General features: G+C 44.1%; 19 protein-coding genes. 7 read left to right on the top strand and 12 right to left on the bottom strand.

The genetic code is table 11. The features are described from left to right. The first annotated feature begins 39 nt into the window (after positions 1–39). The 4 genes from QNO02_RS15685 to QNO02_RS15670 all read left to right on the top strand — a co-directional run bounded on the left by QNO02_RS15685 (position 40) and on the right by QNO02_RS15670 (position 3,712). Entirely contained in the window at positions 40–879 is an 840-nt protein-coding gene (locus tag QNO02_RS15685) for an alpha/beta fold hydrolase (RefSeq protein ID WP_047843161.1), read from the top strand. Positions 880–1,162: 283 nt separating this feature from the next. After that, positions 1,163–2,917 (top strand): methyl-accepting chemotaxis protein, encoded by a 1,755-nt coding sequence (locus QNO02_RS15680; RefSeq protein WP_047843160.1) that lies wholly within the window; start codon positions 1,163–1,165, stop codon positions 2,915–2,917. 269 nt (positions 2,918–3,186) lie between these two features. Continuing rightward, positions 3,187–3,438 (top strand): (4Fe-4S)-binding protein, encoded by a 252-nt coding sequence (locus QNO02_RS15675; RefSeq protein ID WP_047843159.1) that lies wholly within the window; start codon positions 3,187–3,189, stop codon positions 3,436–3,438. Continuing rightward, positions 3,431–3,712 carry a GNAT family N-acetyltransferase gene (locus QNO02_RS15670; protein ID WP_047843158.1) on the top strand — a complete coding sequence of 94 codons (282 nt, stop codon included), beginning with the start codon at positions 3,431–3,433 and terminating at the stop codon, positions 3,710–3,712. Before QNO02_RS15675 ends, QNO02_RS15670 begins: the two co-directional genes overlap by 8 nt. 104 nt (positions 3,713–3,816) lie before the next feature. On the opposite strand, the gene QNO02_RS15665 is transcribed toward QNO02_RS15670, so the two are convergent. The 8 genes from QNO02_RS15665 to QNO02_RS15630 form a co-directional block, all read right to left on the bottom strand. Further along, a complete protein-coding gene (locus tag QNO02_RS15665; protein ID WP_047843157.1) occupies positions 3,817–5,487 on the bottom strand; it encodes a glycoside hydrolase family 13 protein in 1,671 nt (556 codons plus the stop codon). 52 nt (positions 5,488–5,539) lie between these two features. Then, complete coding sequence (locus QNO02_RS15660; protein ID WP_289389231.1) at positions 5,540–7,168, bottom strand: glycoside hydrolase family 13 protein; 1,629 nt, start codon at positions 7,166–7,168, stop codon at positions 5,540–5,542. Between the two features lie 22 nt (positions 7,169–7,190). Further along, positions 7,191–8,084, bottom strand: a complete 894-nt coding sequence (locus QNO02_RS15655) for a carbohydrate ABC transporter permease (RefSeq protein ID WP_100527586.1) — start codon at positions 8,082–8,084, stop codon at positions 7,191–7,193. Positions 8,085–8,097: 13 nt separating this feature from the next. Beyond that, positions 8,098–9,012, bottom strand: coding sequence for an ABC transporter permease (locus tag QNO02_RS15650; protein ID WP_047843154.1), 915 nt, complete (start codon positions 9,010–9,012; stop codon positions 8,098–8,100). Between the two features lie 61 nt (positions 9,013–9,073). After that, on the bottom strand, positions 9,074–10,810 hold the full coding sequence (locus QNO02_RS15645) for a type 2 periplasmic-binding domain-containing protein (protein ID WP_289389230.1): 1,737 nt from the start codon (positions 10,808–10,810) through the stop codon (positions 9,074–9,076). Positions 10,811–11,062: 252 nt separating this feature from the next. Further along, positions 11,063–12,469, bottom strand: a complete 1,407-nt coding sequence (locus QNO02_RS15640) for a response regulator transcription factor (protein ID WP_289389229.1) — start codon at positions 12,467–12,469, stop codon at positions 11,063–11,065. Next, positions 12,466–14,178, bottom strand: coding sequence for a sensor histidine kinase (locus QNO02_RS15635; RefSeq protein WP_289389228.1), 1,713 nt, complete (start codon positions 14,176–14,178; stop codon positions 12,466–12,468). The genes QNO02_RS15640 and QNO02_RS15635 overlap by 4 nt, the downstream gene beginning before the upstream one ends. A 275-nt stretch (positions 14,179–14,453) precedes the next feature. After that, positions 14,454–20,837: a rhamnogalacturonan lyase family protein gene (locus tag QNO02_RS15630; protein ID WP_289389227.1), complete on the bottom strand. Its 6,384-nt coding sequence runs from the start codon at positions 20,835–20,837 to the stop codon at positions 14,454–14,456. Positions 20,838–21,045: 208 nt separating this feature from the next. On the opposite strand from QNO02_RS15630, the gene QNO02_RS15625 reads away from it, so the two are divergent. Then, positions 21,046–21,918: an AraC family transcriptional regulator gene (locus QNO02_RS15625; protein WP_289389225.1), complete on the top strand. Its 873-nt coding sequence runs from the start codon at positions 21,046–21,048 to the stop codon at positions 21,916–21,918. Between the two features lie 130 nt (positions 21,919–22,048). Here the strand turns inward: QNO02_RS15625 and QNO02_RS15620 are convergent, their stop codons facing one another. After that, a complete protein-coding gene (locus tag QNO02_RS15620; RefSeq protein WP_036615458.1) occupies positions 22,049–22,786 on the bottom strand; it encodes an SDR family NAD(P)-dependent oxidoreductase in 738 nt (245 codons plus the stop codon). A 176-nt stretch (positions 22,787–22,962) separates the two neighbouring features. On the opposite strand from QNO02_RS15620, the gene QNO02_RS15615 reads away from it, so the two are divergent. Continuing rightward, entirely contained in the window at positions 22,963–23,577 is a 615-nt protein-coding gene (locus QNO02_RS15615; protein WP_047843147.1) for a TetR/AcrR family transcriptional regulator, read from the top strand. Positions 23,578–23,862: 285 nt separating this feature from the next. Here the strand turns inward: QNO02_RS15615 and QNO02_RS15610 are convergent, their stop codons facing one another. From QNO02_RS15610 to QNO02_RS15600, 3 genes are all read right to left on the bottom strand, one after another. Next, the gene (locus QNO02_RS15610) at positions 23,863–24,330 is read right to left on the bottom strand and encodes an Imm26 family immunity protein (protein WP_047843146.1); all 468 of its coding nucleotides are present in this window, start codon (positions 24,328–24,330) and stop codon (positions 23,863–23,865) included. A 66-nt stretch (positions 24,331–24,396) separates the two neighbouring features. Beyond that, complete coding sequence (locus QNO02_RS15605; RefSeq protein WP_289389222.1) at positions 24,397–25,128, bottom strand: hypothetical protein; 732 nt, start codon at positions 25,126–25,128, stop codon at positions 24,397–24,399. A gap of 41 nt (positions 25,129–25,169) precedes the next feature. Next, complete coding sequence (locus QNO02_RS15600; RefSeq protein ID WP_289389221.1) at positions 25,170–25,472, bottom strand: immunity 53 family protein; 303 nt, start codon at positions 25,470–25,472, stop codon at positions 25,170–25,172. Positions 25,473–25,645: 173 nt separating this feature from the next. On the opposite strand from QNO02_RS15600, the gene QNO02_RS15595 reads away from it, so the two are divergent. Next, entirely contained in the window at positions 25,646–26,002 is a 357-nt protein-coding gene (locus tag QNO02_RS15595; RefSeq protein ID WP_127549420.1) for a DUF3221 domain-containing protein, read from the top strand. The last annotated feature ends 6 nt before the right edge of the window (positions 26,003–26,008 follow it).

Raw genomic sequence — 26,008 nt, 5'->3', positions numbered from 1 at the left:
ATTTTTAATCTCAATCGTTTATGGAAGGGAGTAATCACTATGCAAACAGTAGCAACGTCATCCATCTTGATTAATGGATATCGAATCGCTTATGAGCAATACGGAGAAGGCTCTCCCATATGGCTCCTTCACGGAACACCCTCTTATAGCTATGAATGGAGAAAAGTAATACCCGCGCTGGTTCAAAAAGGGTATAAAGTCTACGTACATGACCTTCTTGGATATGGAGCATCCGAAAGACCACTCGAAGCAGATACTTCTGTGGCAACACAATATACGCTGTTTAGTCAGCTTTTAGACGAACTCGGAATGGATCGTTTACATGTCGCAGCCCACGATCTAGGTGGAATTGTCGGAGTCCAACTGGCCTTGGAACAGCCTGAACGTGTACAATCGCTTACGTTACTCAACATGCCCAGCTATGATTCGTGGCCCTCACCAACCTGGAAGAAAATTATTGAAGAACAGCTTGAACAGGTTGAACAAATGCCCCGTGCAGATTTTGATATCATGCTAAAGAAACAATTACCCATGGCAGTGTATAATAAAGAGCTTATGACTGGCGATACACTGGATGCATATCTGGAACCCCATACAGGTTCATTGGGCAAAGCCTCTTTTTTCTCCCATCAGGTAGCTCACTATAATGCAAAATATACTGAATCCTATGGAACAGATTTACCCAAGCTGAAGGTTCCCGTTCAAATTTTATGGGGGGAAGAAGATGAATGGCAGCCCCTCGCTTATGCAAAGAGGCTTGTCCAGGATATTCCCCATGCCTGCCTGCATGTCATTCCCAAAGCAGGTCATTTCGTTATGGAAGATGAACCTGGGCAATGTTCCGATTATATCGACCGTTTCTGCAATGAGCATCCATGAGTATATTTGTATATTGAACAGAATGTCTTAGAGAAAAATTAAGCGTTCCACTGGCATAAAGCTGGTGGAGCTTTTTTTGGTTAATGACAACGTTTCTTGATGCAAGACGTAACTTCTACATTCGGGTTGAGTGCACTGGTACTACAAATGATCATATTCTCCTACGTATATGTATATACAAATTTAGTGTTAGTCTTCATTTCCCCCTTCAATATTACGATAAATAGTATGGGGTTATACGAATAACCATATTTACTTTATTACATCCAAGGGGGAACCGTACGTGAGACAGACTCGCAAAAAAAAGATGGATTTAAGGTTCAAACTGTATTTGATTATTCTGGTTCCGCTACTGGCCATGGGCGGTCTAATCATATGGGCCACCATCGACTCCAGTGAAAATGCATCATTAATGACCATGCAGCATAACAATCAGCAGCTGGCTGTGAATACCGCCTCTCAACTAGGTCAGGAGTCGGAATTAATTAAGACATTATCTTCTACTGCTTCAGAGGAGAGCAACGAATATAAAAGTCTTAGGGACGAACTCGTTAAAGTTAGGCTTCAATCGGGAGCCTTGTATGTTTATATGTATAACAAAACTTCGGACGGGTGGATTTACACCGTGGATGGAGCGAATTGGGACGATACGGAATATAGTCCTTACGGCACTGCAATGGAATTCAATCCCCAGATTCAGGAACGCTTGTTACGCGGTGAAGTCGTCACAACAGGCATTGTAGATGATCCAACCTGGGGACAGCTATTGTCCTCCTTTACACCAATCAAGGATTCGCAAGGTGCTGTCATTGGCTATCTGGGCATTGATATTTCTGCTGGAGCAGTGAATCAAGTCTCCGCGACATCTGTGAATAATGCTTATCAGACCATTATCCCGATTTTTGTGGTTGTACTGATTCTTTCTTTGGTCATGATGTTATTCGTAGTACGAGGTATTCTTAGACAAGTACGCGATATTAAGTCAAGTCTCGAGCAGGTTGCTGATGGGAATCTCAAAGTCGTATCCACACACATGTCCAATGATCAACTCGGTGACATTAGTGATTTGATTAACATCATGGTTGCCCAATTGACGAACATTCTGATGGGAATACAGCAAGGTTCAAATACATTACAGCAGTCATCAAAAGATATTTCGGAAACCGCTCAGACAAACCAGCGTCAGAGCGAAGAACTTTCCAGAGCGATCGAGGAAATTGCCATAGGTTCAATGAAACAGGCTGAAGAGACAGAACACTCCGTCCAGCATTCAGAGAATCTCGGCAAAATAATGGATGAAGTAGGTTCATATGTGAAACAGTTTACTTATACTTCAGAGCAGCTATCTTCTGTTCAAGTACAAGTTACACGTGAACATGAGGTTCTGCTTGAGAAGGGCCGAGAGAATGCCAAGCGTGTTGAGCATCAACAGGATATTTCCAGGTCTCTGACGACTCAATCCGAACTCGCTTCCTCTATTAGCGGTCAGATTCACAACATTTTAAAACAAACTCAAATACTATCCCTGAATGCTTCAATTGAAGCAGCCCGGGCTGGAGAAGCGGGTAAAGGCTTTGCAGTCGTTGCTGGGGAAATGGGACAGCTCGCTCAACAATCCGAACGTTCGATCCAGGAGATTGATGAGATCCTGGGTTCATTTGTTCAAGAGATACATCGGATGGGCAGTCATTTTGATGCGAATATGGTAGCTGTTAAGGAACAGGAGAAACAAATCGCTGATTGTCTCCAGGCATTTGGACAGGTTAGCCGCTTATCGACCGAAGTGCATGAGTTGGCTCAGAGTTTGGACAGCCGGACGATGGATATGCACTCTATTCGTCAGGAGTTGGAACAGAATCTCAGTTATATTGCTTCCGCAACCGAGGAAACTTCAGCCATGGCCGAAGAAGTCACGGCTAGTGCTGTGGAGCAGCAGCGATCGGCAAACGAACTGTCGAACATCTCCGGGGAACTCGCTGGTCTTGCAGGCAACCTCAAATCATATTCCGATCAATTTCAGATCGAAGTCACTAAATAAGTTCCCAAACTCCATTAAAGGTGTTGTTAGATGACAACTTAGAATCGCCGGAAATATAACTTTCTTGGAGCGTTAATTTTTCGGAGGACTCAGGGTTATGATCAGCATATAAAATGACCGTGTTCTTGTCCTGTGTCACGTTGACTTATTAACGATTCCTCATTTATAATTCGGACATTAAGGGCTAGGCAGACATGGCTTACCATGGATGCCTAGGGTATCGATCTGTAAACAAACTCAAACTTAACAGTGAAAGATGTGAATGCACTATGGTTAAAGAGAAATTATATTATGGTAAAGATATCGAGGTTATGTTTAATTCGGATGTTTGCATTCATTCCGGTATTTGCGTAAAGGGCCTCCCTGCTGTTTTTGATTTAAGCAAGCGTCCTTGGGTTGATCCTGATGGTGACACTTCGGAGGCCATTGCCCAGCATATTGACACATGTCCAAGCGGAGCATTGACGTATAAGCTTCTGGACGGTGAATATTCAACAAAGAAAGAGGATGAACATGCATAACGTAGAACATGAACCTGCCAATAAAAGATTTCTTATTCAAGATAACGGTGACATTGCTGCGGTGATGACCTATGTAATCTCGAGTACAGAGCTATACATCATTGATCACACATTGGTGGAAAATGCTTACCGAGGACAAGGGCTTGGCGATGAACTTATCAAAGCGATGGTAGAATACGCGCGGGAAAACGGTATTAAGATTTTACCTCTATGTCCGTTTGCCAAGGGACGTTTCGATCGTATCTCTGAATACGCGGATGTTCTCCATCAATAAAACGAGTATTCGCAGCTAATTTTCATGTGGTTACACAACAATAGAAGGCGCCTATATCATTTTCTGAATGATATAGGCGCCTTTTTCTTTTTACGTATCCTACTTTACTTTACTATATCGCTTAATCCAACAATAGTTTCAAACGGTCGCAACACCAGTGGCAGCAAGCCATTCTCATAGTTGGTAAGCCAGATCTCTGAGAAGTTGAGGCCGAGTTCTTCTTCCCCAAGCTGCACAATATCTTCAGAAAGATTGATTACTACCAGCACCTGTTGGTCTGCCAGTGTGCGTGTATATGCATATACACTCGGATGATCCGGCATAAGGAGCTCATAGATCCCATAAGTCAGCGTATCGTGCTCTTTTCGCAGCTGAATCATTTGTTTATAAAATTGAAGAATAGAACGTGGTTCCTGGAGTTGTTTCTCTACATTAATATTGATGTAATTGTCATTCACCTTCAGCCATGGTGTTCCACTGGTAAACCCGGCCTCTTTGGCCGAAGACCACTGCATCGGTGTTCTGGAGTTATCGCGACTCGAAGCCCAGATGATGTTCATGATCTCCTCATGCGACATCCCCTCTTCGCGTTTGATCTGATATAAATTCCGATCGGCTATGTCGTTATAATCCGCTATGGAAGGGTAAGCCACGTTTGTCATGCCTATCTCTTGCCCCTGATATATGAAAGGTGTGCCTTGCATGAAAAAGTACATGGCTCCAAGTGCTGTGGCACTTTCATACCAATACTCCGTATCATTTCCCCAAGATGAAACTTTGCGAGGCTGATCGTGATTTTCAATAAACAAAGCATTCCAGCCGACGCCTTCCAGTGATTTTTGCCACTTGGTCAAGACGTTTTTCAATTTGGGAACATCCAGTTGCCTGTCTGTACTGTTTTTCCAAAGGTCCAGGTGTTCGAATTGAAAGACCATATTAAATTTCCCTCTGACTTCACAGATCCAATCCAGCAGATCTTCTTGGTCCTCTACCTTAACTCCATTTGCTTCCCCAACAGTCACGACGTCATATCTGGATAATGTGTTCTCTTTCATTTCTTGCAGATAACTCTGGATTCCCTTGACATTCATATGTTTTTCAAAAGAGGAGATGTATTTGACGCCTTCTCTTATTGGCATGTCCAAGAGACCCTCTTCTTTGTGAATATGGCTGATTGCATCCACACGAAAACCATCAATCCCTTTATCCAGCCACCAATTCATCATTTCATATATGGATTTCCGAACTTCTTTATTTGCCCAATTCAAGTCTGGTTGTTTTTTGGAGAACAGATGGAGATAGTACTGTCCGGAGACTTCATCATATTCCCAAGCAGAACCGCCAAAGATGCTCTCCCAGTTGTTCGGTTCGTCCCCATTCTTCCCATCTTTCCAGATGTACCAATCCCGTTTGGGATTATCCAGTGAAGCTCTGGATTCAATAAACCACGGGTGTTCGTCACTTGTATGATTGATCACCAAGTCCATAATGAGTTTCATGCCGCGAAGATGAACTTCATTCAGTAATTGATCAAATTCCGCCATCGTGCCGAATTCATCCATAATGGAACAGTAATCGCTGATGTCATACCCATTATCGTCGTTAGGTGAATTATACATCGGACAGATCCATATCAGATCAATACCGAGATCTTGAATATAATCCAGTTTTGAAATGATCCCCTTAATGTCGCCAATGCCATCCCCGTTGGAATCCATAAAACTTCTCGGATAGATTTGATAAGCTACTGCTTCTTTCCACCATACTCTTTTCATTGAATACAATCCTTCTTTCTTGAGAACTGAACATTATATAACGTATTATGCTTTAATCATGGATAAGGTACATTCTGGCTTCATATGGACGTAATTCGCTCTCCGAGAGTTCACCTGTATAGTTAGCTACCAAAAGCTGATGAGAACCTGTTAATTGCTCCTGAAGCGGAAGTTCAGTCGTATATCCTTGGAAATTGCATACCACAAGAATTGTCGTACTATTCAACGTTCGGGTATAAGCAAACACGTCTGGGTTCTCTGGAAAGATCAACTCATAATCACCATATACAATGACTTCATGATCTTTTCTGAGTTGGATTAACTTCCGGTAATAATGGAATATGGATTCAGGGTTATTCAAACTTTCCTCGGCATGGATCTGCTTATAATTTGGATTCACCTTAATCCAAGGTTCCACTTGTGTAAAACCCGAGTTATCGGAAGTATCCCATTGCATAGGTGTGCGTGCATTATCGCGGCCCTTGGCGTAGATCGACTCCATCACGCTTTGTTCAGGATAACCTTTCTCCATTCTTTCCTTATAAAAGTTGAGCAATTCAATATCCCGATAATCCTCGATCGCATATTGAACATTCGTCATACCCAGCTCTTCACCTTGATATATGTAAGGCGTACCTTGCATGCCATGAAGAAGGGTAGCCAACATTTTAGCCGATTCAACTCTGAATTCTCCATCATTTCCCCAACGAGATACGATACGTGGCAAGTCATGGTTGTTCCAGAATAGACTGTTCCAGGCATCACCCTTGAGCTCCGTCTGCCACTTGGACAGCACTTTTTTTAATGCCATCACATTCAAAGGTTTAAGATCCCACTTTCCTTTGCCTTCTTGTTCATCCAAGCTGATGTGTTCAAATTGGAAGACCATTGAAAACTCACTGCCGTCTGGATTGCTGTACAGTTTGGCGATTTCCGGAGTGGCGCCCCATGTTTCTCCAACGGTTAGCAGGTCTTCCGCTTTTTGAAACGTCTCCTTGCTCAGTTCCCTGATATATTTATGCAAATTAGGTCCGTTTCCCGTAATCTTCAAATCCGGTTCTTTACCGATTAAGTCGATCACGTCAAGGCGAAAACCACCCACACCCTTGTCGATCCACCAATTAATCATGTTATATATCTCCTGCCGGACTTTGGGGTTTTCCCAGTTGAGATCAGGCTGTTTTACGGAAAAGAGATGCAAATAATATTGCCCGATCTCAGGCACCCATTCCCAGGCTGAACCACCAAAGGTGGACCCCAAGTCGTTTGGAGGCGTCCCTTCCACGCCATCTCTCCAGACGTAGTAGTCATGGTACGGATTGTCTTTGCCTTTTTTGGCTTCTAGAAACCAGGGGTGTTCATCCGAAGTGTGGTTCAACACCAAATCCATGATGATTCGAATGTCTCGTTTCCCGGCCTCCTGAATTAATGTTTCCATATCTTCTAAAGACCCAAACATCGGATCAATGTCCTGATAATCTGAAATATCATATCCGTAATCATCTTGAGGAGACTTGCAAACGGGTGATAACCAGATCGCACCGATGCCGAGTTGCTGCAAATAATCCAATCGGGACACAATGCCCTTCAAGTCTCCGATGCCATCCCCGTTTCGATCTTGAAAGCTGCGTGGATATATCTGATATACAACGGTTTCTTTCCACCATTTTTTATTTTCCATGTTCCATTCAACCTCTCTAATGTTATTCTTTGACCGATCCTACGACAATGCCCGTCACAAAGTATTTTTGCAGCAGCGGATAAATCAGCAATAGCGGGATAACAGCGACTACGATTTTGGCTGCATTCAGGTTTTTGTTCGATATTTCAGTCAAGTTACTAAGTTCGCTGGAATTTGTGCCGGCTTGAAGTAAATCGGCAATATTCACGTTAAGGGACTGAATATAGGTCATTAGCGGGTAATTGCTCACTTTGGTCATATAGATCAACCCGCCGAAAAAGTCATTCCATGTACCCACGATACTGAATAAGGCGACTGTCGCCAGTGCAGGAATGGATACAGGAACATACACTTTGAACAAGACCTGAAGCGGATTGGCCCCATCGATGAATGCTGCTTCTTCAAGCGCTTTAGGTACAGCGGAGAAGAAATTCATCACGAGAATGACACTGAATATCGGGACAGCGCCTGGCAGAACAAGTGCCCAGATCGTATTCAGCATATCCAGGTTTTTGATCAGCAGGTAACTGGGAATCATGCCTCCACTGAACAACATGGCAAAAATCATGATATTCATATAAATGTTTCTGCCTTTAAAATCTCTTTTTGATTTGGATAGCGGATACGCCATTAAAATAATCAGAATCATGTTGAGCACAAGAGCTAGCGCAACACGTAGAACGGATATACCAAAGGAGCGCCAGAACTGTGCATCTTCGATAATTTTGGTATACGCTGCTGTTGTGAAATTAACTGGAACGAGACCTACTGCGTTCGCGGATACTGCCTCGCTGCTGCTGAATGAAATGGCGACGATATTCCATAACGGAAGAAGGCAGACCAATGCCAGCATGATGACGATGGCATAGATGGCAAACCGGCCAATTCGATCTTTTAAGTTTGCAGAATAGGACACAGGTTTGGCCTCCTTAGAATATTTTTCGGTCCGTATATTTTTTGGCCAACTGGTTGGCAGACATGAGCAAAACAATACCGATAACGGACTTGAACAAACCAACAGCTGTACCGAAGCTATACTGTCGCCCAACGAGACCGATCCGATAGACATAAGTATCCAGAATGTCGCCTGACTCGTAGACAACCGGGTTATACAGATTATAGACTTGGTCGAAACCGGCGCTCAAAATGTTGGTCAGACTCATTACGCCCATGAGCAGAATAATAGGCAGCATGCCTGGCAATGTAATATGCCACACTTTTCTCCACCAACTTGCTCCATCCATTCCTGCCGCTTCATACAGACCGGGATCAATGGACGTAATTGCAGCCAGATAGACGATAGAACTGTAACCAAACTCTTTCCATACGTCTGTACCGATAATCAGTGGCTGGAACCAGGTGTTGCTGCCAAGGAAATTAATATTTTCGAGGCCAAAGAACGCTAACATTTGATTCACAATGCCATCCAAACTGAACATGTTGACAACAACCGATGCCAGTACAACCCAGGATAGAAAGTGTGGCAGATAAACAATCGTCTGCACGGATTTTTTAACGTATTTGATGCGAATTTCATTTAATAAAACGGAAAAAATGATGGCCATCATCGTTCCGAGCAGAATCTTGCCAATCGCAATCACCAACGTATTGCTGACGACCTGCGCGATATCCGGCAGCTTGAACATATACATAAAATGCTTCAGGCCTACAAATTCGGAGCCAAACATGCCCTTGGCCGGTATATAGTCCTGAAACGCCGTAATGATACCGACCATTGGAACATAGCTGAATACAAGCAAAAACAAAATGCCCGGAAGCATCATCATATGGTACATGGCACCTGGGCCGAGCCGCCCTCGCGCTTTCCAATTCCCCTGTTTCATGGATGAACCCCTTTTCTGAAGAAAGGCTGCGTATCGCAGCCCTGCTACTGTTCATGGATGTTTATTTTTTCGATGCGATCTCGTCTTCAATTTCCTGAATGACTTGATCACCACCTTGTTTCTTCCAGTTACTCACGAATGTATCGAAGTAATCGAGCGGTTCTGAACCCGTTACGATTTTGATAAACGACTCCTGCTCCAGCTTTGTCAGATTGGCCCACGTCTGTTTCATGCTTGGTGTAGTGCCAGAGAAAGCAGGTGTCATCCATACAAATTTGTTTTCTTGTGTCAGTTTGTCGATTAGTCCCACTCCGTTGATCCGCGAATGATATTTGGACCAAGCAGTCACATCATCCGTATCCATGTCGCTCAAATAGGTTTTGATGCTTCCGATATTGTTCTTCGATTCGGTTGTGCGAACCTCATCCAGGCTGATCTCTCCTTTAATCCCGCGAACAACGTCAGAGTAATCATCCAGTAGCGATGTAGCCGAATTGACTTCGATATTGAACGGTCTCGTTGAACCGTCTACCCCGGTCTCCTGATACTTGGCAGCTTCCGGCATGGTTGCTGCGGCATTTTTATCATTGGCCAGTTTATCGTAGAACAGGTTTACAATTTTAACGGCCAGTTCAGGGTGCTCATAACCTTTTCTCACCACGATAAACTGATTGGATGGATTGGCATGCGCCACGTTGACCTTGCCGTTTGCATCCTCCAGCGTATAAGCCGAAAATTTCGCATTTTTATCCATCTGTTTTGCACTGATCAGTCCCCAGTCAGGGATATGCCACGGTCCAAAGGCGATACCGCTTTGGCCATTGGCGTAGAGTGCAGTAATATCATCAAACGTGCGGGTTCCAAATTGCGGGTCAATGATGCCATTCTTGAACCAATCCGCCATGGTGCCCAGCATTTTCTTCGTTTCTTCTGTCGTGGAACCATACACGATTTTGCCATCTTCACCATTCATCCAATATTGCGGGAAGGCTCCCTCGGTTGAGGCCACACCCAGCATCGTATAAGCAGAGCCATTATAATCAGTTGTATTCATCGTGTTCACAAATGGAATACCTACCGGGTTCCCGGATTGGCCAGGATCTCTTTTCAGGAATTCCAGCGCTGTTTTCTCCACTTCATCCAGTGAAAGGGCACCGTCTCCGTCTGCATCCAGTTGAATCCCCAGCAGATCCAGCCAATCTTGACGAACCCAAACCATCGTTGGTGCGGAATCCAGGGAAGTCGCCGGAAGTCCCATCAAACGTCCATCAATCGTTGCATTGTCTAATGCTCGGCCGTCGTAGGAATCGTACATTTGCTTGATATTATCCGTGGCATATTGATCATAAATGGCGGTCAGATCCTCAATCAGATCGTTATCCACCAGTTCTTTCAGTTCATCTTTGGAATCAACACGCATCATGTCAGGCAATTCCCCGGATGCGATGGCAAGCGATACTTGACGACTATAATCTTCACCATTGGCTTCAAATTGATCTGTAATCTGAGCGTTAAACGTGTCTTTGACCAGCCGAGTATATGCGTTGTTCTCATAGGTATCACCAGCCGGCAGTTTTGGATTGGCTGTGGTTACCCGTCCCATGGTTACGGTAATTTCGTCTTTATAGGCACTGAACGGATCTCCAGGCGTTACCTCATATTTGCCTGCTTCCTCTGCAGTAGGAGGATTGGAAGTGCCTCCACATGCCGCTAGGGCTGCAACCATCAAGGCGGACATGGACAGCACGGCCAGACGCTTTGTCACGCGTTTGCTTTTCATAGACCATTTTGTTCTCATCTAGTTCGATTCCCCTTTATTCTGATGTTCAACATATTTGTTTACGCTTTCATTATAAATTGAAGTGAAGGCCAATCGAGATAGGGATTACACGTCCGTTTGGATAGAGAAATGGTTACAGTTTTCAGTCCGTATGATGAAGTATGGTTAACTTGTGATCATTTACCCTACCTACTGACTAACATTTGTCTATCTACCCCTCTTCTCGATCAAAAACAAAAGCCGGCAGCTCCTAAAACAGGAGACTGTCGGCTATTTATTTCCTCTACCTAGCTGCCGATATTCGCTTGGCAGAAGACCTGTCAGTTCGCGGAAAATCCGGCTGAAATATTTTTCATCCGTATAACCCACTCGCTCCGCAATCCAGAAAATCGTATTATTCGTATTGAGCAAGTACTCTTTGGATTTCTCCACCCGGATGAAGCGGGAGTACTCATTAAAGGTTTTCCCCATCAGATCTTTGAAACATTGACTGAAATAACTTCGGCTGATATTGAGTTGTTGGGAGAGACCTGAAGCTGTATAGGCCTGTTCCAAATCCTGCTGCACGATCATCACCGCTTTTTTCACGGCATCGATGATTTCCTGTGAGTACGAAGTCTGTTCATCAGCCTTTCGAATGCTTGCAGCAGTCTGTTTGATCCATTCTTCAACCTCGTACCAAGACTCGAAAGAATGGATCATCGAGATTCTTCCAAGCGTAGTTTGGGCAAAAATACGGTTCCACTCCATTAAGATCGAGTACAGCAATCCCATCAACTGACCTTTATGTAATCGTAAGGATATAAACTGGTCAATGAGTTGGTTATAGTAACTGTCGTGGTGGGTCCATGGGGTTTGGAACCAACTTTGTTTAATCCGGTCAAGGTCCTCATCCTGCGGTTCTTTTGAACACGTATCTTCCTCATTCATCGAAACGGCAATGACTTGGTTATTGGGGTTGTAAACATAGAATAAAGACGTCTCTGTATAATTCATAATCCAGTTTTTGATTTGCGACCATGTTCGCTCTTGTACATCAGACAAAACCAACAACGTACACTGGGGAACTTGATGCAGGGATTCTCTCAATTGATGAAATAGTTGATCCTCTTCGGACGGAGGTGCAGCCCACATGCAGCTATTACGCTCAACCTCCCATCTTATCTCATCTTCATGCGCAGTTAGCTCCATTGGCCATTTATGCTCTGATTTCCGATCTTGTGAAACAAGAGCATACACATTTCGATAATGGAAATTGATTTCATTCTGTGCAGGCATCTTTCTTATTGTGCTTGTCAACCCGTTAATTCGGGTATGAATCCGTTGCAGAACATGTTCGAATTGCTCTTTCTCCAGCTGCACTTTGGCTATATAATCGATGGCTCCGAGTCTTAGCGCTTCCTGGATATAATCGAAATCCTGATGCAGTGTTAACACAACGATATGAAGTTCGGGATAGAGCTGCCTCGCAGCTCGCATCAGTTCGATCCCTGACATGACGGGCATCGCAAGATCCGTTAGCATCAGATCGACCGGTTGGGTTTTCAGAAAATCCAGTGCTTTCAACCCGTTGCTTGCTTCTCCTACAACCTCCATGTCGAACTCGTCCCATGGCATCGCAGAGCTAATACCTTTGCGTACCAGCTTATCATCATCTACAATCAATACCTTAATCATGCCGAGATATCTTCTCCTTTAATAGGCAATACGAGCAGTATGCTTGTCCCTGTTCCCAATTCACTCTCGATCACCAGTTGTGCTTGGTCCCCGTACTGTGCCTTTAACATGCGGTGAACATAATTGAGTCCGATGCCCATCCCTACTTTTTGTTGTTCAGCCTCACGATTGTTCAGCAGATTATGAATGGTTTCCTCAGTCATACCTGCGCCATTATCTTGTATCATAATGTTCAACGTTGAAGTGCATGTCACTTCAATCTGAATAAAACCTTCGTCACTTAATCCATGATATAACGAATTTTCAACCAGCGGTTGCAGAATAAAGCGGGGCACAGGAATTTGAAGTACTTGTTCATCTGCAGTAATGCGGACGTCAAATTCAAAGTCATAGCGAATTTGCTGCAAAATTAGATACTGTCTTAGGGCATCGATCTCCTCTTCCATGGTGGATACTTGCCCTAATTTGCCTAGATTGTAATAGAGCAGCTTGTTCAATGACTGCACCAGCTTGTCGATCTCCCCTTGTCCGTTCATGACGGCCAGCCAGTGCACTGTATCGAGCGTATTCATTAGAAAGTGCGGGTTGATCTGATAGAGCAGCTTTTCCACTTCCAGGTCTGCACGAATCTTCTCTTTCTGCTGTACTTCCGTGAAGAGGTCACCAATCTGATGCTGCATATTCGAAAATTCACCCAACAGAAAATCAAATTCGGGAATCTGAGTGCGAGCTCGGCTCACTGTCCTTTGTGGATTTTTGGACATCCCGTTGATCTCCGAATGGAACAGACCGAGTGGTTTGTACACCATCTTCCACAGGAGCCAAGCGAGAAACACGGTAAAGCCGAGGAAAAATAAAGCGACCAGCAAAATTTGAAGCAACCACTGGTTTTTCTCCTGTTGATATTTAGACTGCGAAATGACCGATACGACACTCCATTTCTGTGAGGAATCCTCCTTAAACCAGTGATACCCGCGGGATATTCCGTCCTTGGCAGGATCGACCGTTAAGCTGGTGAAATTCTCCCCTACCTTCATGGCTTCCGGTATTTCGCTGTACACAATGTTGCCTTCACCATCCAGGATGAGATGAGATAATGCGCCGTTGTATTGATTGTAGCCCAAGATATCTTGAGTGAGGCGAAAGCCTGATTCTACGTAAATGAACACGTCGTTCCTCTCGGATAGTTGCACTTTGCGCATAGCAGACAGAACGAGTTGATCATCAAATCGGTTCATACTCATATGGGGGCCATAGTACTTAATGCCATAGGTTTGGAAGAGCACAGGCAGAGACTCAGGAGAGAAACGATCCTTAATCGGAAAGTTGCCGAACTGAGTAGTACCTTCTTTTTGAAAGTAATATAGGGTCAATCCGATATTAGGATTGGTGAAGGTCACAACACTTAACTCGTTCTTTAATTCGTCCCTGGCCTCAATCAGTTCGAAGATATCGGAGGACGGATTCAAGAATTCATCCATTCTTTTGCCTAAAGTCCCCCTGTAAGATAGTTGTTGCGTAACGTGATTCAGATTGGTGATGGAGTTCTCCAATGAGGATGTCACCTGCTGTAAATTGCTACGGATACCATCATCGATCTTATTTGCGAAAATGGAGTCGATCGTATAATAAGAAATCGCAAATATACTGATAAAGGGGATAAACGCACTGAGAAAGAACAGTAAAAAGATTCTTTTTTTAAGTGTCATGGGAACCTATTCTCCTTCTGAAAATGAAACAGCAAGCCTCCTGCATATGGAAGCTTGCTCTGAATATACATTCAAGCGGACAGGCTGTCTGTATCCTGTCCAAGTCCAATTTCCTTTCATCATTATAGATTGATATTCAAATAAGTCAAACGCTTTCATACTGTACGCATATAAAAAGTGCTACTCCTCAAAATGATGAGGAATAGCACTTTTATATGCGTACCTTACTTCAGTTGTAATTACTTCTTGTTAATGGAATGCTCAAACATTTCAGTCTACTCTCGTACCGTCACATTTAATTTGTGTGATCTGGTTTCCCCTGAAGAATTACGAAGTACAGCTTCATACTCGTAGATTCCAGGTACTCTTCCAGAGATTGAGGTAACCGCAGACTGTGCACCAGGCGAATGAGATTGCAGCGATTGTGTGTCAATCGATACACCATTTTCGTAAAGTTCGTATTCGGTTGCGTTTGTTCCCCACCACAGATTCATGGTGACATTATAGTTGCCGTCACCGTCCCAGTTGTCGTTCGACAGAACAGCTTGCCCCGGGGAAGCATCCGTGACGATGACTGTTAGTGGAACACTCATGGTTGAACCCAGTGCATTGATTAATTCTCCAGTATAGATATAGGTGCCGTTTTTCTTTCCAGTAATATCAACTTGAACAGATTGGGCGGACGGGGATTGATCGACCAGAGAAATTTCCTTAATCAGTTCACCATTCTCATACAGCTTGAACTGATTACCGTTATTCCCCCACCACAGACTCATCGTGATTGTATAGTCTCCGTCTTTGAGCCCCGTGTCGTAACCATTATTATCAGATAACACCGGAGTGCCTGGGGCACCGTTTGCAAGTGGCGTTGTCTGATGGAGCCATTCCTCCCACTTAATCAGCACACTTGTCTGCTCATCCGTAAATACGGTTCCTCTAACTGCTTGAACGTCATTAGCGTAGGCTGCAAGCAATTGACGCGCTTTTGCTCCTTCACGATCGTTTGCTGCCTGTTTGGCCTGCTGTAACGTGTTTGTGAGCTGATCAGCAAGAATGCTGGCATTAGGATCGATCGATTCATCAGCAAAGGTGTTGGTCAGATTAATCAGGCTGTCGAATGTAGTAATAACTGCAAAACTATATTCTACCGTCTGTTCCCACCCAGCCAAATCGGAGACGGTTGCCGTAACCTGGTTCAGTCCGGGTTCCAGTGTATACGCAGGAGTGTCGAGAAGCACACCCTCTGGTTCTTCTACACCGGATACCGAATCGGAGGCTGTATAGCCAATTTCCACCTGCTGATCAATGGTGTATTCGGTTTGACCATGAATTTCAATGGTTGGAGGTACGAGATCAATGGATATGGACAAAGACTGTTCACTCTCTTTGTTACCGTCAACATCGACGCTCCAGTAGGTGATGGTATGTGTTCCTTCTTCAGTTAGGGTCAACTGTGTGCTGCTCACCGTTTCGCCACCATTAATTTGATAATAGGTCCCTTCGATATCGGAATCTTCATCGCTTGCTGTGAAGGTTACTTGTGCAGGAGAAGTATACCAGCCGTTCTGCAATTCTCCTTCCACAGTTGCCGTAGTATGCGGGGCCTTCTGCTCCGGAGATTCTCCTTCCAACGTAACAAAATCAGATAAAGGTATATTCAATTCCTTCACAAGGCGTGCTACGAGTTCAGACACCTTGATTGCACCGTTCATTTGCAAATGTGTATTGTCTTCCGTTGTGCCTACCCACATGAATATCGATTTGGTTCCTTCTGTGCCAAGCTCCTGGAAATGCTCCCAACTGGCTTGGTTCAGATCGATGATAAGCGTTTCCGTTTCCTGCGCCGTTTCTTTCATCGCCTGTACGTATTCCGGGAAGCTTTTATTCAGCACCTCTCCGGTAAAATCACGACGGTTCACTGGTGTGACCAGAACCGGAATCGCACCTCTCTGCAGAGCACCGTTAATGTATTCTTTCAGATATACCTTAAATTGCTCTGGTGTAAGATAACGCTCTGGACGTGAAGGTGTGGAATCGTTATGAGACCACTGCATGAATAGATAATCGCCTTCTTGAATGTCGAGTAAAATATCGTTGAGATATCCACCGACCAGGAAGGTCTTACTGCTCAAACCTCCAACTGCCCGGTTATCAATACTGACTTCATTTGGATCAAAATATTCACCCAACGTTTCTCCCCAGCCCGCTTGCGGACGATAGTTTTCCGCGTAATTGGCTACAGTGGAATCGCTGGCCAAATAAATAACTGGTTTATCACTTGCACTGTGATCTGGCAGTCGCTCCAGCTTCAGCGCATTGATCTTCGGTGCATTTCCGGTAAAGTTGAAGTTAAAGACCCCATCAATCAGGGCAACGTCATACGTGATTTCTTTGAATTCGCCCTTGGCAATGCTTGTAAGCGCCAGCTTTGTCATTTGCTCTACAACCACATTTGCGCTGGTTGATTCCTCCGCATCCCCGATGGTCATCGTTACCCGGTAATTCGCCGGCTCCATTTCCGCCAGGAAAGAGGTACCGTTTACTCGTGTGAAATCTTCCTTGAGCAAATCTCCGGTTCCCCGGTTCTCATCTTTGGTCAGCGCAGTATCAGCAAAGCCGTACCCATTGCCTTCAATGTACGCTCTTTTGGCATCTACCTTGATGTATCCGTCGGCTGCGCCGCCAGAACCAAAGTCAAATTTGTATTCACTTATCTCTTCGTTTGGTTCACTTGTCAATGAATCCTTCGCAACAGTTAACATGTTAAACGTATGGTCAACTTTAGCCTGCGTGGCTTCCGTATTAAATATAGCTTCCGCAGCTGCCAAAGCCCGGTTCACCACGGCCTTCGATGCATCTGTATATTCCGACAGATCAATTGCTTTGATCTCATCGTATAGAGCGATTAAGGCCGTCTGATCGCCACTCTCTGAAGAGAGCTGAGTGCCTTCAATCCGCACGTTATCGATCTGGGTAGTCCAGTTCAACGTGCCTCCACCGCCTTTTCTCGTTCCCAGGAACCGCATGGATCTGACGTTGTCCGCATATGCTGCGGAACTCAGCGAGATATCTGCAATCGTTTGGGTAACTGTCGGATCGGCTATGTTCGTTAATGTCAGATCCAATGTTTTCTCGGCAAAATTAACGGTTGCATCCACATTGACCCACTGGTTCTTGGAAATATCTGTAGCCGTTCCCCCTTCGGGTATGGCTGTATCCCCTGTGCCGTAGTCTGGGTTATATGCACCGACAAAATAATGAATTTTGGTGCTTCCGGTTTTGGTATACAGCGTGAACAGGGCATTTTCGTTTGAATCCTGTATTGTGAGATGACCTTCTGATGGATAGGCACTCACATTACCGGACTGCCAGTCAAAGTTCACGTTCACCTGATCGCCGTTTACGGCATCGAACAGACGGAATACCTTGGCCCGATTGCCCGATCCGGAACCCGCGACGGACAGTACCTTATTTCCGGACTGGTCAACAACGGTTCCCGTCATGGTTCCTGCAATACCCGTGGCATTGACCATCGCATATTGGTAGTTGGCAGCGTCGCCTTCAAAATCCTCCTCATATAGCTGGGCTTCCGGCTCTGGCTCTGGCTCGGAAATATCCGGGTCGATGACCAGTGATGAAATGCTCAGCTCCATGTCTTTGACTGCACCAGCAACGAGTCCGGCAATTTTCTGTGCACCATAGCTGCTGAAATGGGTATTATCGTTGATTCCATTCGGGTATTTTGGAAATTCACCCGGATTAGCATATAGGAATACTTTTTCCGTAGCGGTATTACCAATTTTGTCGTAGTACGCAATACTTAACTTGCTCAGATCAATCAGCGGCACGTCCTGCTCTTCAGCCACTTCTTTGGCAGCCTGAACATATGCCGGGAAGCTGACGTTGAATTCCTGAGTCACCGTATTGAAATCTCTGCGCCCAACCGGAGTGAGCAATACTGGTGTAGCACCGCGCTGTTTGGCACCGTTTACATAACGAGTTAAGTAGATCTTATAGTCTTCTGGTGACGCGTACCGGTCCGGTATCCCTGCACTGGCGTCGTTATGACCAAAGGAAATGAAGAAGAAGTCCCCCGGCTTAATTCGCTGCAGGATCGTATCGAGACGACCGTCTACCATAAAGGATTTACTGCTTCGGCCACCGATCGCATCGTTCACGACGACTGCCCCATTGGAGAAATAACGTCCGAACTGCTGGCCCCATCCTTCTTGAGGAGCCTGCGCTTCACTGTAAGATTGCATGGTTGAATCACCAGCCATATAGATCGTTGTTGCCGCACCAGCCGCTTTCTCTGGGTATTTCTCGATGCTGACGTCTTGGATGTCTATGGCTGTACCCGTGAAGAGAAGATCGAGCTGTCCATCCACCAATGCAACATCATAGGAATACTCCAGTGGTGCTCCTGCTGTCACATTGGTTAAGGCGAGCTTCTGGACGAATTCGGATTTGACTCCAACGTTCGAGTCATTTGCATCATTGCCCAATCGCAGCGTCACCTTATAGTTTGCATTTGGCAGGTCAACAGCAAATGTCGTACCTGTAGCGACCGAGACCTGATTTGCCCCTACCCTAACACCACTTGTATCCTTGAAGCCGTATCCCGGATCTTGTGCGTAGAGCGTATCCTGTATGTTCGTACTTCCTGACGCAGTCTCTGTACCGAAATTAAAGCGGTAGACCGGCTCCAGCATTTCAGCTTCGCGGGTCAGAGTCAGATCGGCTTTAGGGAATGCTGTAGCTTCCGCTCCAAGATAAAAGCCGGTATGAGGCGGCTGGTTGTAGGCTACATTTTGCCAGGCTACGCCAAGTCGATATACAGGGTCCTGCATCAGCGTAGGGATGCGATAGTCTGAAGGAATGGTCGTTGTGTAGAGACGATACTCCGAACTATCTTCGCTCCGCAGCAGAAGCTCCTCACGCCAGTCGCCCAGAATGTCCGCCTGAAGTGCCGGATTGCCTTTGGTATGGTTGTTCGTTAACGTACCGGTCGCCCGGAAGATTTCATTCAGCTTTTTGTTTTGGTAATCCCACTTATAGATGAGTGGAATACCTTTGGCTGTGCTATTATCCCACTCATGGTCCAACAGCTCCCGCTGAAGATCTCCATCCCACCAGATGGCGAAATTGGCGGTTTTGGGCCCTTCGTCCACAGTGTAGATAGCCTCTCCTGCTGCAGAATAGGTATTGGTTACAGGTACACTTTGCCCGTTGGTAACGGTCGTGGCCCATGATTCGTAACCTGGATAGTTCGGATCAATGTCCGCCGACATCCCGCGACCGGTGTCAAAACCTGTTTTCTCACCCCAGAGGATTTCACCTGTTGCCGCATCGCGCATCTCCAGACCGTATGCCGCATCAGAATGCTCATGCACGCTTACGACCTGATAGCCCTCCCGGTTCGGATCGAGCTGGCCGGCGTGCATGGCGTCACCGTGGCCGAGTCCGGTGCTGTACAGCAAGCTGCCGTCATCATCAATGGCCAAGGCGCCAAACATAATTTCGTCCTTGCCGTCCTTGTCGACATCCAGCACACTTAGATTATGGTTGCCCTGTGATTGATATTGTGATCCTGCTTCGTTTGTGTCGAACGTCCAGCGTTTGACGAGTTCCCCGCCAACATAATCATAAGCAACAAGCACTGTGCGGGTATAATAACCCCGGCTCATCACGACACTTGGCTTCGTACCGTCCAGATAAGCGATGGCGCCAAGGAAACGGTCTACACGGTTGCCATAGCCGTCACCCCAATCACTGACGTTGCCTCTTGGAGGATCATAGTTCACGGTAGATACAGCCGCGCCAGTCTCACCGTTAAACAGCGTGAGATATTCTGGACCTGAGAGTATGTATCCGCCGTCGTTGCGATAATCCTTCGTGCCGTCACCAATGACCGTGCCTTGGCCGTCCTTTGTGCCGTCCGCCGTCTTGACAACAACCTCAGCCTTTCCGTTGCCATCGAGGTCATACACCATTAACTGCGTATAATGCGCTCCGGCGCGGATGTTGACTCCCAGGTCAATCCTCCACAGCTTGGTGCCATCCAGTTTGATGGCATCGATATAGACATTCCCCGTATAACCCGCCTGCGAATTGTCCTTGGAATTGCTTGGACTCCACAGGAAGACAATTTCATACTCGCCATCCCCGTCCAAGTCAGCTACGGAAGCATCTCCAGCATAATAGGAGTACGTTCCGCCATCCTTAGTCCGACCATCGGCCGGTTTATCGAGCGGAATAGGTAGATAATCGTTATGCCAGACCGATACAACCTCCGGTTGCATTTGCTCTTTGCCTGCAATAACGGTGGAGATCTGATATTGCGAACTGTCGAAACCAGTGGTGTCCACGTAGTTTGTCACATCGCTTATGGGCGATGTGTTCACTTTGGTTCCATTTTTATATATATTAAAAGCGATATCATCTGGATCGTTGTTTAAATACCTCCAGCTTAAAAAAACGCCGTTGTCTACAAGAACCGCAACCAAACCCCGGTTAAGATACTCAGCTTGGCGACCCGGCTGGCTGCTTGATGACTCTGCACGTATCGGCGCCGGAGGAACAGCCAGTGAAATAATCATAAGGAGTGCTAAAAAAGATACAAACATCGATTTCTGGATGGAAACAGTTCTTCGGATCATTCGATTAACTCCCCCTTATCTAAAAATTCATTTTTAGAATCATCAGTTCGATCCTGCCCTGCTTGTTGTCATATGAACACAATTTACAGCCACCTCCTTTTTATGTTACCGCTTACATTTATCTTACAGGTCTAAAAAAAGACAGACAATCTAAAAAATGTGACGTATTATATAAGATAATTGACTTTTTTAGGAAGGAGATGAAACGATGGTTCATACGGTTTCTTATGCTTTTCGTAATGACGATACATCAATCATGACACTGGACTCTATTGGATGGCAGATCGTTTCTAGCGAGGAATATCGTTGTCCAAGTGATGATAGACCGGACCCGGGGCATGTCGTTTTTCAATACACACTTAATGGCCAGGGTTATCTGGATATTGACAATCAAACGCTCCCTTTACCGAAGGGACATGCCCTACTTGTCAAAATTGCAGGAGAACATTGCTATTACTATAAACAAGAGAACAACGAGCCATGGGAATTTATATGGATCAACATTCGCGGGGATGAAGCTAACCGAATTTGGGATATGATGCATGATAATGAGGGACATGTCATTCGACGAAACGCGGACTCTCCCTTGATTCAAGAGTTATGGCAAATTATCAATTTGATTCATCAAGAGAAGGTTACGGACAAGTATCGCTTGTCCATGCAAATCTATCGGTGGTTGCTTATCCTGGTACAGACGAGTCGGGATGCGGAGAAGGATATCGGTGCCCTATCCATAACAACGATTGAGAAATGTAAAAAGTTCATCCGAGAGAATTATGCATCTCCATTGACGTTGGATCTTCTAGCCAGCCATTGCGATATCAATAAACACTACTTGTGCAGGTTATTTCAGAAATCCGAGAAAACATCACCGCTAGCCTATCTCAAAGACAGACGCATTGAGGTTGCAATCCGACTACTCCGCACAACGGAACTTCCGATTTCTCAAATTGGTCAACAATGCGGGTTTGAGAGTCCCAGCTATTTCGGCAAAGTTTTCCGTCAATATATGTCCATGTCGCCCAAAGAATATCGCTTGAATAAGTTAGTGTTTCCTTATGAGGCCATCTATTACGAATAGCTAAAATCGCTGTTTGCTAGTTGTCCTTGAATTGGGAACTGCTCTTATACCAATACAATATAAAAAAAGCCGCTAGAATAGCGACTTTTAATGGAACTATGTTCTTTGTGTGCTTCGATAATTGCTACACTTATTGAGCGGTGTATCCTCCATCTATGATCAGGCTATTTCCTGTCATATATGAAGAATCGTCGCTAGCCAGGAACAGAACGGCTTTTGCCATCTCATCTGCTTGACCCAGACGTTTCATTGGTGTTGCCGCAGAAAGTGCTTGTTTGCTCTCTTCCGGGATAATCGGTGTATCGATGAAGCCAGGGCAAAGGGAGTTCACCCGAATATTCTGCTCAGCATACTCCAGTGCGAGCGAACGAGTCAGGTTCACAACGCCGCCTTTAGCTGCATTGTAGGCTGCAGAGCCAGGTGAACCAACCCATCCGTACATGGACGCCGTGTTGACGATTGTACCTCCACCAATTTTGAGCATTTCGCGAATCGCTTCACGTGCAACCAAGAATACGCCGTCCAGGTCAACATTGACTGTATTGCGCCATTCGGTATAATCAAGCTCATGCGTAGGATGAACACGTCCGATTCCCGCATTGTTGAATACGATATCGACTTGACCAAATGCTTCTACGGTTTGTTTGAAAATCTCAGAAACCTCTTCTTCACTTGTTATGTTTGCTTTAATAAAGAGAGCTTCTGCTTTAAGCGCTTTCAGTTCCTGCTCAAACGCCTTACCTTTTTCTTCATTCAGATCCACCAAGACCACTTTAGCTCCTTCGGAAACGAATAAGCGAGCTGTCGCTGCACCAATCCCGGATGCTCCTCCTGTGATGACTGCAACTTTATCTTGAAGTTTGCCCATGAATAAATCCCCCAGTATAATATTTTGAATAGCGCCTATATAAATAGTGCTATATGATGTTTACAAAACTAATTCTATGCTTAAAATTGTAACAATCCAATCATTAAGATGTGACCAAGTGTCTACCTCGTAGACACTTTATAAAACTATGTCTATATTTATAGGAGTTTTTTTGAATGAATAATGAACTTATTGTGACATCTCAACATCGTAATCGAACCAAGGAGCACCTAAAAACTGCTCTGATTCAACTCATTAAGAAAAAAGGATTCCATGGTGTTTCTGTCAAAGACATCGTTGATCAGGCGGGTTATAATCGTAGCACGTTTTATTTACACTACCAGGATAAATATATTCTCGCCGAAGAGTTGTTGAGTATGACACTCGAAGGATTGAGGGGCGCAGTAGGCAAACCTTATTGGCACGGTCAAAAGGTTTCAACAAACAAGCTGGATGCCGAATCTTTTCAAATCGTGGATTATATCTACGAGCACCGTGATTTCTTCGAACTGATTCAATACGATGATACGTTACCCGGTCTACATACAGGCTTTCCGCAAACCATACTCAAAATCTATCAGGAGCAATTTGTCTTTGAGACGATCAACAACTCCCCAGTTAATATGGACTATTTCAAGTACTATACCGCCTACGGTTTTTTTGGACTATTAAATAATTGGATATTAAGCGGATATCGTGAATCACGTGAGGCATTTATCAAAAACGTGATTGATCTCACCAAAACGCATATTCACTCTTTTCATTATGTCGGTAACACGTTTGAATCTTGATCTCAAGTAAGTTGATTTGTGAACATCACGATGAACGATATGTCTGCTTTAGATAACAGGCTAGTTGCAGATGGAGCAGATGCTCCTGATTACTCAGGGACATGCCCAGACACCAACAGGACGCAAAATCACAAGGGGATTTAAAGCATAAATAAAAACGGGCATGTCATTTACACGAGAGGAATGAAATCCTCAAGATAAATGCATGCCTAAGTGAAAATTAATTAGATACAAGCCCAAGCGGTAAACGGACTATGTCCTTTTCTCTAGACCATTGAACATAGACTACTCTATATAAATTAAATCATTATAATACGGGTCCCATTCTCCAGTTACAAATCTAGCAATGACTGCTTTTTCTAAACTAACAGGTGACCAAGATTCCAGTTCGGAGGCAACTTCAATCTGTGAAGCACTGGGAGTTTCAGTCACAATATCACCCTTATGATCTACCAATGTATATCCATCTTCAGTTTCCTCTTTGTACATGGGAAATGTCATCCTAGGTATTGGAGCATTACCAATCACTTTCCAGATACCATCTTCAATCCTGGAGTTTACAGTCTGTATTAAGAAAATGATTGGTTTAGTAGTGATCTCACTTACTGTTGGGTGTTCCATTGATATCAAATCAAATACAATCATACAATCTGATATTCTTCCTTCAGAAACAACTTGTCCATAACAATTCCAATCCTGATTTAGTTTTATTGAGAAGACATCTCCTATCTTAACCGAAACTCTTTTTTTCATTATTTTATCCTTTACTATTTCTTTTTTATTCGACCTATTCTTCTAAGTGGAATTTTTAACAGCGTATTAATATTTCAGGGTTGCAGAGTGCCTTTCAGTACCTGTTTTATTAATTAAAGCAACTTCAAAATCAGATACCCATGTAAGTTCACCTAGATGTTCAGCATAGGCGAATTCATCTGGTTGTTCTGATATGACCTTCTCTACAAGTACTTGCGTACCATCACGTTGTAAAATAGATAGGAATATATCCATGCTATCTACATTATGATGACATAGGACTCTAGCATTGTACTTCTTATTAGGGCTCTTTACATCCTTTTTCCAAGTCCATTCATTTACATAATCTAACTCCTCTATTTGCAAAGCTATCTCCCTAAATGGATCAATATCCCAATTATTACGTAGAGCAAGTTTCTCTATGCCTTCCATTAGCAGGCGAAGCGTAGCCTTTTTTTTCTCCAACTCATTTTTTTCACTAAAGTCATTCAAACTAAATTGGATCGGTACCGAACACACACCAGAATCGTTAACAATACGTTCATCCGTAATGTTTTCTACACATTCTATTATGACTTTCCAACAATCTTTCGTTTTGTATTTCCCCAACAGACGTTCATACATCGCTGTAATACAGCGAGTTTCCAAACTAAAAGAGCGTCTTTTCCATTTCCAATTCAACGCATAATCTAATTTTGTTGCTTCGTTGTACTCACATTTTTGTTTTTTTATTATAGATTCAATATTTTCATCATCTACAATATACGGTAAATCCAAATCAAATTCTTTTAGATACATCCGGTTCTCTCCTTAGATTACTCCCGATGGTTAGTGCATTATTAACGTCTATCCAAACTTGAAGCCCAATTTTTGAAGCAATTAAGCATTTCTTCTAAATTTTTTGCTCCCCCTGCACTGTGAAACACTCCATCTCTCACGATACAGTAGAACCAATCTTCTTCATTTCTCTCTTCTTCAATCGAATCAAATGGCACATCTTCTAAATAGGTATCCGTCAAATCGATTTCGACAGACCAACCAGGATTATCCACCGTATCAATTCGCACACCGTATGAATGCTCCCAATCACCGTCACAGTTTTCATAATACCAGCTTTGAATCCATTTTAGGATATCCATCATCGTGACCTCTTTTTTTGTTTTTTCTACTCTAGGGACTTATTATTTAAAGGAATTCTCATGCCATGTTGCATACTTTTTTCGTATGAATTACCTTATAGTAATAATTTGCTTTTTTTACGTAGGGTATACTAAAAAACAAGGGGAAAACTTTATTTCAAATCAAGGAGGTCATTATGAAAAAAATAATATTGTTTATCTTCATTAGTATGATTATACTTTCGGGCTGTTCTAACAAGGATGAGAAAGAGAATTATCCAGTTTTCGAGGGCACTGTAGTATTTAAAACAGATGAAAATGACAAGTACAAATTTCTTGTTCTTCAAAATGTAAGTAAGGAAGACCTGGAGAATGGAAATCTTGAGGATTTTATAGAATTAGCACAAGACCAGGAAGGTTCGTATTATTTGGTCAATAGAGAAACATATGAAACAATTGAGGTAGGGCAAAGAGTAAGAATTACTACTGGCTTTGACCAACTAGAACCCTCGCCACCCATTAGAACCGTTGTGAGTATTGAAAAAATAGGCTGAGAATTC

This window comes from Paenibacillus sp. PK1-4R (assembly GCF_030369595.1).
Taxonomy (GTDB): domain Bacteria; phylum Bacillota; class Bacilli; order Paenibacillales; family Paenibacillaceae; genus Paenibacillus.
The sequence above is the reverse complement of the archived record's forward strand: the minus strand, read 5'-3'. Positions and strand labels throughout refer to the sequence as shown.

Bases quoted from the DNA above. Each gene is read 5' to 3' on its own strand.
- QNO02_RS15685 (WP_047843161.1), top strand. From the start codon at position 40: ATGCAAACAGTAGCAACGTCATCCATCTTGATTAATGGATATCGAATC.
- QNO02_RS15675 (WP_047843159.1), top strand. From the start codon at position 3,187: ATGGTTAAAGAGAAATTATATTATGGTAAAGATATCGAGGTTATGTTT.
- QNO02_RS15670 (WP_047843158.1), top strand. From the start codon at position 3,431: ATGCATAACGTAGAACATGAACCTGCCAATAAAAGATTTCTTATTCAA.
- QNO02_RS15665 (WP_047843157.1), bottom strand. From the start codon at position 5,487: ATGAAAAGAGTATGGTGGAAAGAAGCAGTAGCTTATCAAATCTATCCG.
- QNO02_RS15660 (WP_289389231.1), bottom strand. From the start codon at position 7,168: ATGGAAAATAAAAAATGGTGGAAAGAAACCGTTGTATATCAGATATAT.
- QNO02_RS15650 (WP_047843154.1), bottom strand. From the start codon at position 9,012: ATGAAACAGGGGAATTGGAAAGCGCGAGGGCGGCTCGGCCCAGGTGCC.
- QNO02_RS15645 (WP_289389230.1), bottom strand. From the start codon at position 10,810: ATGAGAACAAAATGGTCTATGAAAAGCAAACGCGTGACAAAGCGTCTG.
- QNO02_RS15640 (WP_289389229.1), bottom strand. From the start codon at position 12,469: ATGATTAAGGTATTGATTGTAGATGATGATAAGCTGGTACGCAAAGGT.
- QNO02_RS15635 (WP_289389228.1), bottom strand. From the start codon at position 14,178: ATGACACTTAAAAAAAGAATCTTTTTACTGTTCTTTCTCAGTGCGTTT.
- QNO02_RS15630 (WP_289389227.1), bottom strand. From the start codon at position 20,837: ATGATCCGAAGAACTGTTTCCATCCAGAAATCGATGTTTGTATCTTTT.
- QNO02_RS15625 (WP_289389225.1), top strand. From the start codon at position 21,046: ATGGTTCATACGGTTTCTTATGCTTTTCGTAATGACGATACATCAATC.
- QNO02_RS15620 (WP_036615458.1), bottom strand. From the start codon at position 22,786: ATGGGCAAACTTCAAGATAAAGTTGCAGTCATCACAGGAGGAGCATCC.
- QNO02_RS15615 (WP_047843147.1), top strand. From the start codon at position 22,963: ATGAATAATGAACTTATTGTGACATCTCAACATCGTAATCGAACCAAG.
- QNO02_RS15610 (WP_047843146.1), bottom strand. From the start codon at position 24,330: ATGAAAAAAAGAGTTTCGGTTAAGATAGGAGATGTCTTCTCAATAAAA.
- QNO02_RS15605 (WP_289389222.1), bottom strand. From the start codon at position 25,128: ATGTATCTAAAAGAATTTGATTTGGATTTACCGTATATTGTAGATGAT.
- QNO02_RS15600 (WP_289389221.1), bottom strand. From the start codon at position 25,472: ATGATGGATATCCTAAAATGGATTCAAAGCTGGTATTATGAAAACTGT.
- QNO02_RS15595 (WP_127549420.1), top strand. From the start codon at position 25,646: ATGAAAAAAATAATATTGTTTATCTTCATTAGTATGATTATACTTTCG.